This is a genomic window from uncultured Shewanella sp. (genome assembly GCF_947495455.1).
In the GTDB taxonomy this organism is placed as follows: domain Bacteria; phylum Pseudomonadota; class Gammaproteobacteria; order Enterobacterales; family Shewanellaceae; genus Shewanella.
Genome location: NZ_CANLZC010000021.1, coordinates 51,234 through 64,141, shown reverse-complemented (window position 1 = coordinate 64,141; position 12,908 = coordinate 51,234). Strand labels below are relative to the sequence as shown.

The following is a 12,908-nucleotide window of genomic DNA, read 5'->3' as shown; positions in this document are numbered from 1 at the left end:
TGTGTGGGCTCCATTGGCTAATTGGTCAAATTCAGACCGTACTCCTTCGAGGGAAGGGAGTCCATACATCTCGTTCGACGCGTTTTACAAAGTAAAACCTCACCCTGCCTTCGATGGTTATTTTCTCATTCACACTGATTTTAAAAATCAAGAGAGCGAGTAAAAACGGTGTGTTTCTTCGAATGAATTAAATGATAGAGAATCAGCCCCCTGTCATCCAACTTCTCGCTTCAAAAGTGGACTGTATACATTCGGTTGATGTAACTCCATAAATGTATCTGGCGATTTTAATGCATTAAAACCAAATTGCTTATATAAACCGTGCGCATCACGCGTCGCTAAAACCATGCGGCGTAACCCTTGCAGTTGAGGATGGTCTAAAATATGTTGCATTAACCATTTACTTAATCCCTTACCACGATGATTTTCTAAAATAAAAACATCCGCTAAGTAGGCGAATGTGGCACAATCAGTCACCATTCTAGCAAAACCTATTTGCTCGCCTAGCGCAGTAAACACACCAAAACATAGTGAATTTTCCATTGCCTTTTGCATGGTTGCTTGAGGAATATTTTCAGCCCAATATGAACTTGCAATATATTCATGAATAACCGATAAATCCATTTCAGAAAACTGGGTACTTATTCTGTAACCTTCCACTACTCAACTCCTTTGATAAATCTTTTGCATATGCGTTGCTCGCATCAGAGCCAAACACCATTGAACCAATCTCTATTAAACCAACGCTATCAATAAAGTAAACGATCCATTAACATTAAACAAGTCAACATGTTAGCCATCACTTGTTGAGTGATTCGCTATTAGGCCGTCTTGTGATACGCCGCCTCTTATTACACTAAATCTTTGCCTAACATATTAATTTAAAATAACCATTTGATAATCATAGTTTAATTTATCTAGAACTTATGTAACTTTTCATTTATTTCATCGTAGTCGTGGCTCATCAACAAAAGGCTCGTTTATTGTGCCACTGAGATCATCCTTGTCAATTAACAGAGCAACAAGCCAATCTGCACCGCCCTCAGCATTTAAGCTAAGGCATTTACACATATTAGCAACCCTTTCGTCGTAACAGTTTCCTCTCACGCAGGGCGTTGAATATTAAGCTTCGCTTAATGGGATCCTTATCACCTACGGTACGGCAAAGACCGTGAGTGCCCACCCACAAAGGGAAAGTTATAAGCTGGCGTTTGGCTTTATCGGTCATAATGATATTGTGTATTCTCCATCATTCATGGGTATTCATTGCTACCGCAGGCTTTTGTGCAAACGCAAACCTTATGTCATTAGTAATCTAGGGCTCAACTATCGTTCCAATTGTGGGTGCTCTTATACTCAGGTATATATTCAGTGACTTATCAATACTTTATTTTGTCATAAAATAATAAAAAGCGTGTTTTTTGATAGATGATGTTAAAGGTTATTCTTATTATATGTGCAGTGAAAATTAGGTTTTCCTTTTTCAGTCCATAGCAGAAAATGTTCATGCCCAAGAAGTATATCATTATTGATATTTTAAGTGTTCCTTAAGTGAATAACACTTAACCACTTGTAATAAAATGTTTTTATTGGCTTTGCTATGGATAAAGAGTATCGATATTAATAAATTAAGGTTATAAAATCACAATGTCCATTGATTTATCAGTTAGAAATACGTATTTATCTTGGTTTGCATTCAATCGTAGCAAAACAATTTCAGATGAAGAAATAGTACAAGTTAAGCAAGCTAAGGTCGAAGGACGTGAGTTAGAAAGCATTATTTCTAAATGGGACAAAGTGTCAGATTTATTTTTTGGTACCAATAAAGTGGAGGCCTTAACCCATTTCTACAATCTCATTGGTGATGATACTGAAAGTCATCAAAAAATAGCAGACTTTTATGCATTAAAAGGATTAGCAAACGAAAAATATCAAGGCAATTTTGAACCTGTTCAAATTCGTATGAATGAAATGGGTCACTTTGATGTGGTGTTCAAAATATCACTTAATGCTCAGAATGTTCACCTTAAGCCTGCTGATCTTCATGCTGATGATATAACCCATGTAACTTTTTCTGTAAAAAATGTCCCGCTAGACAAAGAAGAGACGGCCTTTGGTGTTAGTGATCTTATGGCTGATATTAGCAAGCTCCAACAGTCAAATAATCTGGAACCTGACTTGTTTGATTCGGTCAGTCAAACTTGGTTTAACATAGCGCCAATGTTTGATACTCCCGCGCTGAGAAATGAAGCAAAATTGACCTTATTAACCTTGATGTCTTCCAGTGAGGGCATATTACAATATCAAGCTTTTACTAAACTTAAAAACCTCGCTCAGTTAAAGGAGCAAGCCTGTTTTGTGGAAATGAAAGAGGTGATAGATAATGATAAGAGTCAGCAAAATAGTATAGCGCGATATACAGCACATATTGCCATTGTCAAAGAGGGAGTGGATCTTTACTCCACGACTATTGGCGGTTTGAAGCAGCCTCGTTTGCCCTTTGATAAGCTTGCACCTATGTTTCAACCAGAGCAATATAATTCAGTTAACAATTTGATTACTGAATATTTGAATGCTAAGAATAGCCAGCAAAAATATGCTGCCTTTTCGGCACTTAAAATAATAGCTAAGCCTGAAACTAAACATAACTTTGTTGAATATCAACAAAATAAAATTTCTGATGATATAAAGGGCGTGGTGGCTGACACTGACATTATGATCGTTTTTAGCCAAGATCAGTGTTTTAGTGAGACGCTTTTTGCTTTAAAACAAGGAGCAGCGTTATCTTGGTCTTTAGTTCAGGATCTGTTTCCTGCAAAGCATCATGATGCGGCCCAAGCAGTGATAACACGTTACCTAGACGCGAAGAACGATCAGCAGAAATACAATGCTTTTCGAGAGCTTAAACGTTTAGCGACAGACAAAGGACAGGCCAATTTTAAGGACAACAGCACATTTATTGGTGCAATAGGCAATGTAGAAAAATTTGATATTAACCTTGGAATCGTAGTTAAAGGTGTTGAGTTATTTACTGATCCACTAATGAGCGCCGAATTTACTCGTTCTCCGCTGGGATTAAATAATGGTGGAGTCAATTGCTTTATTAATGCTGCCTTACAATCAATTAGCTTTGAAACATGGGAAACCGCCTTAGATAGAAATTACATGCAAGGGATCTTAGCAGATAAAATTCAAGCGCTAACTAATCGCATTGAAAATACAGGAAAAAAGTTAATTGATACTCAAACGCTGCTTGAAACACTTGCGCCTAAAATTAAACAGCAAGTAGAAAAGCTAGAAACAGAGCTTCAGATAAAAGTGTTTAATTATAAAGAACTTAAACTTAAGAAAGACATTAATATCAACGACTTAAATTTGGCAAAAAAGCAAATAGATGATGTTAGAAAAAGTATTGAACAAGCTGAGCGAAAGATAAAAGATCTTCAAGCACTTAAAGTGCTTGAAGAGGAGTTGGCTGATTATCAATATTTTATGGATAAAGCAGAGCTTCCCATTAGGCAGTGGATTACCGGAGAGGTTTCCTTGCAAGAACGAAAAGCTGGGCAGCATTTACGTCAAGCAATCTTTGCAGGTTTAGCTGATTCTCCACAGAAGATGGCTAACAAATCGAGTGAAAATAATCCACGGGATCTGTTTAAGATAGATGCGTCGGGAGATGCAAAAAAAATGGGGCATTCCCCAGAAATTATTGCGAAATTGGCTGCGCGCCTCTGTTTTCACCACATAGATGGCATGCAAGAATCCAGCATTGTATCGCCGGATGGTTATGCCGATAGTGTCACGCTTGCACCACTAACAGCCATGTTGACACTTCAGTCTATGAATGGCATTGAGCCAGTAACGACATTAAAAGAGGCATTTACCAGTACTTTTATCACAGAAAGGATCGAGGATAAAAATTCCTTATATAGAGCCTATGATGGTAAAGAAGTTGCCTATACAAAGACGCTAGGTTTGAAAAATTTGCCTAACAGCATGATGCTTGACTTAAAACGCTTTACTTTTTCATTTACAGAGTTAAAACCTGTGAGGGTCGGGCATAAAATTGATCTTGCCGCAGCCCGTAGCCAAGAAGGGCTAGCGTTAAAAGACATTGAAGGCAACACAGAATATTACCATTTAACTTCAGTTGCTTGCCATCGTTCTGGTAAAGATCCTAGTGACGCTAATTCAGGCCATTGGTTTACGTATAAACAAGTAGGTGATACTTGGTTTAGGTGTGACGATCAAACGGTTACCCCCATATCTTCTAATCAGCTTAAAGCCATGTTTGATGACATGGATATGAACGGTGTATTGTTAAATCTTGAAAAAAGGCCCATAGAGCAACCATCCGAAGAGCAGCAGAAAGTGCCAGTGCCAATGAGTGAGGATTTTTCAGTCGATACCGCTCTGCATCCTTTAGCAGGAATAATGGAAGGAGATCGACTTAAAAATCGATTGTTTAAGGTTTCTGCCTCTGCTTAGCTGTCTTTATTACTTAAACAATAAAGTCCCCTTAAGAATACACCTTCAGTCGATGATGCATATGCTATTCTAGAATTCATATGCATCTAACTGATTTTAATAAGTAAATAATTTGTTATTAGATAGTCTTTAGAAGCACTTTCTCTAATACAACAGCTTAACTCATAACCGATCCATTTAAAATAAACCTTTGATAATCATCGCTTAATTTATCTAGAAACTCACATAATTTTCGATTCATTTCATCATAGTCGTGGCTCAGCAATGCCTTTGGCTCATCAACAAAAGGCTCGTTTATTGTGTCACTGAAATCATCATTGTCAATTAACAGTGCCACAAGCGCTTTGGTCAGCTCCATATGGCATTGAAAACCAAAAACTCGCTCACCATAGGCAATAATTTGTCTCGAACAAGCTTCACTATACGCAATCAGTTGTGCATCGGTTGTCATCCCTGGCATATCCTGATGCCAGTGACCTACGTCAAGAGTTGGACCAAAATGATTAAACAAGGGATGGGCCAAGCCATATTCAGTTAAAGTCACCGGAAACTTGCCAATTTCAGGCTTTGAACTCGGTTGATAGGACGCGCCTAAGGCTTCACCAATTAATTGCGCGCCCAAGCAGATCCCAAGTACCACTTTGTCAGCATTGATAGCCTTTAAAATAACAGCCTGTTCGCTTTGCGTGTCAAAGTGCGCACACTGCTTCATTGTTGTTCTAGGTGATTGCGGCCCCCCCAAGACAATCAAAAAATCAATATCGTCAATTTGCTGTGGAAGCGGATCACCTTGATATACGCGAGAGTAGCTGATGGTGTGACGGCGATTTTTCGCCCAAGTTTCATAAACGCCAGGCGCCTCAAAATGTTCGTGAATAATAAAGTGAATATGCATCTTACCACCCTTAACTGTATCAATTGACTTACCATGTTACATTTAATTAAAATGGCGTACTTTATATGAAAAGCCAATTAACATAGTTAAACCGCCAACCATGGAAGCTAACGAACTCATACAAGCATTAGCAGAGCAGCAATTCATAACAAAAACGATTCAAATGCCAGCTGGCCATATCGATGACTTTCACTCCCATCCATGGCATCAAATCGTCTTCCCTGTTCAAGGCTTACTGCAATCAGATATTGATGATAAATGTGCCATCGTTCCCCACAATGGCATGCTTTATATTCCCGCACACACAATTCATCGCTCCGTCGCCATCACCGACACGCAATTTTTAGCCATTTATCTCAATCCCAACAAATATGTGCAATTTAACGATGAGCCTAAACCTTGCCTTGTCAGCCCATTCCTAAAAGAGTTGCTTTTGCTTTTTTTCAATGGGAAGCTTGATAGAGAGCTTGATAAGCAACCCACCTTGAAAGCGTGCCCAGTCTCGGTATCAACATCAAAAGCAGAGTCCACTATCACTCACTTACTCATGGTATTAAGAGATCAAATTGAAGCAGCAAGCCGTTATGAAATCCCCTTACTCATTCCAAAAGATAAGCGGCTGTTGTCTATTTTTACACAGCTTAAACAACAACCTTCCCTGCCATTGACACTAAAAATGTGGGCAACGCAAGTAGGGGCATCTGAACGCACCTTGTCTCGACTATGCGCGAAAGAATTTGCTCGCTCCTTTTCATTATGGCGGCAAAATATTAGGCTAGTATTATCACTACAACTCTTGAACTCAACAAAGTCTATTCAAACAATCGCAATGGAATTGGGATACACCTCGGACGCCACCTATATTTCTGCATTTAAAACAATGTTTAATCAAACTCCCAATCAATACCGCCAGCAGCATTTACGCTAAGGGTTTTATCCATATTGGCCAGCCGTTCGTCATGTCTGTTATTTGTGCTCTTCTTTGCGCACTTCTTTTTTGCTCACCTTAGTGCCATAGCAACCAATAAACATTTTCTTGAACCACATCTGGTTAAATTAATGTACATTATGTTACATTTAGCTGCTAAACCTTTTATTCAGAGTTAAATACTTGTGTTTGCATCATTTTGATAAAAAATCATTTTGAATAACATTGAAGCATAAAAACGCATTTTAGAAATAAAAACACATGCAACGAGCCGAGAAGAATAATGAAATTTCAATGCTGTCGACGCACTAGGAAGGCAAGCCAAGATAAACGGATCAATACTCAAGCTCTACCTGATGATAAAGCCTATGCAGAGTTGAATTATTACCTTCATCAATACAAAAAATTAGAAAAAAGGTTTCACCGAAAAAGTAAACTGACCAGACATATAGCATGTTATAGCCTGCCCATCGCATTAATGGCCATATTAGCCACTTTAGGCGAGCAATATTATGATATAAAATTACCTGAATTCTTCAGCAGGTTATCAGTAATTAAACCTCACTTATCGCTGATCGCCATTATCGGATTAGTTGCATTTTGTTGGGCCTATTTTACCAACCATTTATTAGGCTTTACTCGCGGCTGGAGCCGTAACCGTTTAATGCGGGAACACCTTGAACGGCTTATTCGTGAATATCAACTCGCCGTTCATGAGCAAGATAAAAACATCATACGCATAGAGCAAGACAATATTCTCAGCAAACTATCGCACCTTGAAGAACAAAACCGCATTCAAACTCACAAAGATATTGTTGGTGATTATCACACTGCCAATACAGGCGTAATGAACTGGCTTAAAATAAAAAAATAATAGGCAAGAAATAATGAATTATCAATTGAATTTAACCAAGGAAGAGTACCTTGATGATTATATATCAGGTAAATCAGCTAATGAAAACACATCAAATAATAGTGAATTTTGGCAAGATAATGCCCGTAGCGCATTAGTCAGTAACCTGTATACCATTCTTAATGATGCAAAAAAATATAGCCAATTTCGTCAAAGCATCACTGGTAATAAGACTTGGCTCTCCCATAATGCTATTCTCATCACGGGAGCACGTGGCTCAGGCAAAACCGTCTTTTTGCGTAACACTGAAAATATGTGGAAACAAGAAGCTCATAGCAAACACAACTATCAAGTCAGCGAACTGTACTTTCTTGATGTTATCGACCCCACTATGTTGATGAATAACGACTCTTTTGCCAGTGTGATTATCGCGCAAATTTATCAAGCAGTCTGTCACAAACTCAACCAACAAACCTGCACTGATAACAATCATCGAAACAAACGAGAACAGTTTCATCAAAGTTTAAAGAATCTTGCAGATTCATTAGGAAAAACCGATGAATTTAATGGCTGTACAGGCATAGATAAAATTTTAAAATACAGTTCAGGCATTCAAATTGAAAACCGCTTTCACCACTTTGTTGAGACAGCCATTCAAATTTTAAGCTGCCATGCGCTAGTCGTCCCTATTGACGATGTAGATATGGCATTAGAACGCGCCTTTGAGGTGGTGGATGAGGTACGTCGCTTTTTAGGTTGCCCCTATATCATCCCCATTGTTAGCGGTGACTTAAAACTGTATGAGCATATGACCCACATGCATTTTGATGATAAGTCCTATAGTCAGCAGTGTAAAAATGAACAACTTATCCATGACGGTAAGCAACTGAGTAAAACTCTCACCACAGCTTATCTCACTAAGGTCTTTCCAAGTCCTATGCGCATAGGCTTATTTGGCATAGATAAAATTATTCCGACATTGAGTCTGATATTAAATGAACATAAGACAAATTCAAGTTCATTAAGCTATAAAGACTATATCGAAAAGCTGCTCAATACTTTTTACTTTCTTTGCAAAAATAATGAAGCACGTAAAAACTGGCCAAAGCCTGAAACCGCCCGTGAGCTAACTCAATTGGTTAGAAGCCTAAAACCCGAAGATTTACCCGACAGAACCAGTGCCCACAAGCCCGATATCACCGAGAATAAAGCACAAATCACGCTTTGGAGCCATTTTAAGAACTGGGCCGAACAAAAACAAAATGGTGAAGCCTTTACCAATGCAGAATCAGCTTTAACCTTATTACATCGCGATAAAGGTGAGCCTTTTGATATTCAAACCTTATTAGCCTTCAACATAAAACTACAAGCCGATGCCAACCTTTACCCTTGGGCAAGCTATCCCGTACTGAAAAGTCAAATAGAACGACTTGAATACCTAATATTTTATTCACAACCTAATAAAATACACGAAAGTAATAAAAAGCAAGAAAGTAATTTAAGCATTCTAAAATCTGTGCTTGATAATGAAACAAGAAATTTACGCCCCATGCCGCCAGTAGAATTTATCACAACCAAGCTCTTTATCGTCGAAGATACAGTTAGTAACCATTTAAGAAATAAAAATCCAATACCATTAGACTCAACAGACATTTTAGGTAGGCTTAGCCAAACACAACAAAAGGCAATTGAGAAAACACCTGCTTCAATGGAACAAGTATTACTGGATATTTATACCCATGATGAACTGTATTCTTCTTTAAATAATAAACATAAGTTTGTCTTTTTCAGCCGTGCCTTTGAGATTTTATTCTATTCCCTCACCGGTTTCAATGAAAAAAATGCATTTAATGATCTTCATCAAATGCTTGTACGTAAACCCTTTTATTCCATCATGGCCCTCAATCAAACCAAGATTGCCGTTATAGATGATGAAACTGATGATGAAGAAAGTGAAGGCAGTACAACAAACGAAGAAACCCAACTTTCAAGTGCTTACGCATTAAGTGTTCAAATTAAAAAATGGTATAATGAACATAAGGAAAGTATCACTCGTTTAAATCAAGTGGATTTAATTGCCATACTAGCAAACTGTTTTAATAGCAGTTTTACTGCGCTTAATGTCATTCGTGAAAATTATATTAGAAATTCAAAAAAACACTTTTCTGATGAACATTTAACCGACATGGTTTCCCGCTTTAAATACAATATTCTCAACGCTGTAATCAGGGCGAGCATAAAAGACGAAGCCATACATGCCAATGTTGCCATTGGGGCTATGTCAGAAAGTATGCGCGATCATCACAAATTTATGCAATCTGACCGTACTTATTCCCGAAATAAATCAAAATTGGATGAACAAGAAGCATTAGAAATGGCAAAAATTCATCAAAAATCTAATGCTGCGTTAATATTAAAAACTATTAAATTGGAATATCAGCTACACAACGCAATTGAAGCACACCCTATATTTAACCTTGTTAACAATTTCAATAAAGAAAACTCACAGAAAATAATACTTAAACTATTTAAATTAGGTAAAAATAATAACGAACAACGCTTTTGGAAAGAATTGTATAAAAAAGACACTTTAGAAAGAAATAGAATAATAGAAAAAATGATGTCATCAGATATAAAAATTAAGGGTGCTAAACAAAATAAAATTCCTTTTTATTTAAATATCTTATTAAAAGGAGTGTTAAAAGGAAGAATAGCAAAAGTAGATTCAATAAAAACTCGACTTAAAAGTAAAATAGAGATATCAGATGTTCGCAATTGCTTACACTATATCCAAAAACAAATAAAATCGAATAATATTGATTTAAATTACTTAAACAATTTAGATAAGAAAAGTCAGAATATCATACAAGCAATCAAAGAATTGAATGAAGAAGGCTTTTTCGATGCTCAAAGTTAATGACACCACCATAGCGCAAACCGCTTATCTGGCATCGGATCGGTTACTGCAATTAAGTTTAAACCAGAGTCATGGCATTCAAGATCTGGCCGAGACTAAAACAAAACTTCATCAGGCCATCATGGATTACCAGCCTTATACTCATAGAAAGTTACGCAGTGATGATGTAGAGGCAATGCTTCACTTATACATCTTAGACAATTCAAATAAGATAAATAAAGAGCATCCAGTTTCAACGAAAGTCTTTTTAACTCAATTAGCAAACACTTACTTAACTTGGAATGGACAAAGCTTTATCGTAAAGCCTGACATGCTGCAGGCTTGGTTAGCATTAATGTCGTTGCAAGATCCTAGCTGGATCATTGCTCAAGCCTATACCGATTTACTCAAAGACCACCAATTTAGTGTACAAGAAATAGCCCATTGTATTGAGCAATACCAATGCCCCTTTGCACTGCCCACTGATAGCCAATATAAGATGTTTGCCGATAATCATGTGCATCTCGGCGGCCATGGTCATTTAGGCCCCAGCCTATTAAGCTTTTGCTTATACGGTGAAACCATCGACGAAACATTTGACTGGCCCGTGCGCCACGAATACACGCTATTTGAAAGTGGACGGCTTAATAAAAAAAGGCTAAGCCGCTGGTGCGGCCTACTCGCCGATGACATCGCAGTGCAGGCCTTTTACGCTCATGATCCGCGGCGCGCCATTATCAAGGCACAATACTGGGATTATAATGATGACATTCGTCAATTTGAGGATAAAACACTCAATGCCATTTCCCAATTAAAATCAATGCAAGGTCATACCAATTTAACTGACAGCCAATTTTGTTTAATGCAAGCCGATTGTAGGGCTTTGCCTTCCACCAAACGTTGGCTACTGTTTACAACTGGACTTTTAGTTAATAACCAAGAAGATACAGAACACTCACCGACAATATTACAACTAATTCGCAGCTGCAATATTTTACGTAATTATATGATCGTCAGCGGCGTTGGCTTAACCCAATTTGTCGATTTTTTTCAATTTAAAGGGCGAAAATACAGAAGTCATCAACAATTATCCGCTAAAAAAGACAGTCTTAGCGCTGACATGGACTCACAAATCTTGCGTGAGTTTCGCGTATCCCCAGAAGTTACCATAGGCAACAATCATCGCGAAATAAATCCTAAGGCATTAACTCAATCCCTTAAAGCACTTTTTAAACAAACCATGGCTGAAAATGCTCACTTTGTGCTGCATTTTTCACGCTCACTTAACAGAAAAAATCAAAATGATAAAGGCGACAAATTACAGCAAGCAAAAAGAAAAAAAATTAAATCACAAGTCACACTTTTACAAGATTTTAGCCACTCCATCACCTTTTCAGAGCAAGAAGTCACCCATGATACAGTACTGACTGGAAAAATTTCCCCCAGCATGGACTTACGTAAAGCGGTAAGAGGTTATGATGTTGCAGGTAATGAGAATGACCTCCCTATTGAAGTCTTTGCCCCTGCGCTGCGTGTACTCCGTGCCAGCCAATCCCCCTCATATGGATTAACCATTAATCGTTTACCTAAACCAGTGATTACAGTTCATGCTGGAGAGGATTTTAGTCATTTATTATCAGGCTTAAGGGCCATCGACGAAGCGATTTTCTTTTGTGATTATCAAGCGGGCGATCGCATTGGCCATGCATTAGCACTCGGTGTTTCCCCTTCCTCTTGGGCAAAACGACAACAAACGGCTTATGTATCTGTCGGTGAACATTTAGATAATCTAACTTGGTGTTTTCAAAAAGCATTGGCTGTCATTCAAACGGTGCCGACAATGACAGGGGTATTGCACCTATTACAAGAAAAAATTCATTACTGGAGTGAATTTCTTTATGGTAAGCCCAAGCAACCTAAACTCTTATATGAAGCATGGAAGCTTAGACGAAACTGCCCTATCGCTCTCAACCTTTATGAACAAGATAACCAACCTGCTATTCACATTGATGAATTTGATCCTATGTATAAAAACTGGGTCATGGATTTTACTTGCCCACTGAGTGCCCATAGACAAAAAGAACACATAAAACTCTGGCATCGGTATTTATTCGCGCATTTAACCGATAAAAGCTTCTTGGCCAATCGTGATACCTTAATAAAAATAGATTGCTTAGCAAACAATCAGAGCCAAATACCCCATAATGAAACATTCGGCTTAAAACGAGGCCATTATTTTGATTCTATATCCAGTGCTGAGTTAGCCCTTTATGAGGCGGTACAAGATTGGAGCATGGAACATTACGCCGATAAAGGCATTATTTTAGAAGCTTGCCCCACCTCAAACATTTATATCGGCCGCTTTGAGCGTTATCATGAACACCCTATTTTTCGCTGGGATCCTCCTCAAAGCTCATGGCTTACTTTAGGTGAAAAATACAACAAATTCGGCATACGTAAAGGCCCAATTACTGTGTGTATTAACACAGATGATGCGGCACTCATGCCCACCACCATTAGAAATGAGCATAGCATTTTACAGCAAACTGCCGTCGAGCATTTTAATGTCAGCGCAAAAACGGCCAATGATTGGATAGATAACATTCGCCAAAAAGGCATTGATATTTTTAAAGACAATCACCTAACTTGGGTAAATGAATAAGAGAGCTAAATGAGAGCAGAGCTTACAGCTTCAGCTCATGTACCCCCGCTTTAATCCAAATTGAAAAGATAGAATGTAGGTAGTGGTATTAATCTAAACACCTCACTCAATCGTTAGAACAAGCAGCCTTCCTTGGCCCACTTTTTATTACAAGAAGAGATGGCTCGCTTTAGTGCGGAGCATCCT

Annotated in this window: 7 protein-coding genes; 5 read left to right on the top strand and 2 right to left on the bottom strand. The window is 38.1% G+C overall.

What is annotated here, in order from left to right; all coding sequences use genetic code 11:
• Positions 1 to 213: 213 nt before the first annotated feature.
• A complete protein-coding gene (locus Q0791_RS08160) occupies positions 214 to 660 on the bottom strand; it encodes a GNAT family N-acetyltransferase (protein WP_299004656.1) in 447 nt (148 codons plus the stop codon).
• A gap of 987 nt (positions 661 to 1,647) precedes the next feature.
• Between Q0791_RS08160 and Q0791_RS08155 the strand changes: the two genes are divergently transcribed.
• Entirely contained in the window at positions 1,648 to 4,488 is a 2,841-nt protein-coding gene (locus tag Q0791_RS08155) for a hypothetical protein (RefSeq protein ID WP_299004653.1), read from the top strand.
• A gap of 157 nt (positions 4,489 to 4,645) precedes the next feature.
• Here Q0791_RS08155 and Q0791_RS08150 read toward each other — a convergent pair whose 3' ends face one another.
• Entirely contained in the window at positions 4,646 to 5,383 is a 738-nt protein-coding gene (locus Q0791_RS08150) for a glutamine amidotransferase (protein ID WP_299004650.1), read from the bottom strand.
• Between the two features lie 100 nt (positions 5,384 to 5,483).
• Here Q0791_RS08150 and Q0791_RS08145 point away from each other — a divergent pair, with 100 nt between their 5' ends.
• The 4 genes from Q0791_RS08145 to rdrB all read left to right on the top strand — a co-directional run bounded on the left by Q0791_RS08145 (position 5,484) and on the right by rdrB (position 12,722).
• A complete protein-coding gene (locus tag Q0791_RS08145; protein ID WP_299004647.1) occupies positions 5,484 to 6,311 on the top strand; it encodes a helix-turn-helix transcriptional regulator in 828 nt (275 codons plus the stop codon).
• A gap of 283 nt (positions 6,312 to 6,594) precedes the next feature.
• Positions 6,595 to 7,185, top strand: coding sequence for a hypothetical protein (locus tag Q0791_RS08140; RefSeq protein WP_299004642.1), 591 nt, complete (start codon positions 6,595 to 6,597; stop codon positions 7,183 to 7,185).
• A 13-nt stretch (positions 7,186 to 7,198) separates the two neighbouring features.
• A complete protein-coding gene (rdrA, locus tag Q0791_RS08135; RefSeq protein ID WP_299004640.1) occupies positions 7,199 to 10,081 on the top strand; it encodes an antiviral RADAR system adenosine triphosphatase RdrA in 2,883 nt (960 codons plus the stop codon).
• A complete protein-coding gene (rdrB, locus tag Q0791_RS08130) occupies positions 10,068 to 12,722 on the top strand; it encodes an antiviral RADAR system adenosine deaminase RdrB (protein WP_299004637.1) in 2,655 nt (884 codons plus the stop codon). Before rdrA ends, rdrB begins: the two co-directional genes overlap by 14 nt.
• The last annotated feature ends 186 nt before the right edge of the window (positions 12,723 to 12,908 follow it).

Excerpts from the sequence above, each read along its gene's own strand:
- Q0791_RS08155 (WP_299004653.1), top strand. The coding sequence starts at position 1,648 with ATGTCCATTGATTTATCAGTTAGAAATACGTATTTATCTTGGTTTGCA.
- Q0791_RS08150 (WP_299004650.1), bottom strand. The coding sequence starts at position 5,383 with ATGCATATTCACTTTATTATTCACGAACATTTTGAGGCGCCTGGCGTT.
- Q0791_RS08145 (WP_299004647.1), top strand. The coding sequence starts at position 5,484 with ATGGAAGCTAACGAACTCATACAAGCATTAGCAGAGCAGCAATTCATA.
- Q0791_RS08140 (WP_299004642.1), top strand. The coding sequence starts at position 6,595 with ATGAAATTTCAATGCTGTCGACGCACTAGGAAGGCAAGCCAAGATAAA.
- rdrA (WP_299004640.1), top strand. The coding sequence starts at position 7,199 with ATGAATTATCAATTGAATTTAACCAAGGAAGAGTACCTTGATGATTAT.
- rdrB (WP_299004637.1), top strand. The coding sequence starts at position 10,068 with ATGCTCAAAGTTAATGACACCACCATAGCGCAAACCGCTTATCTGGCA.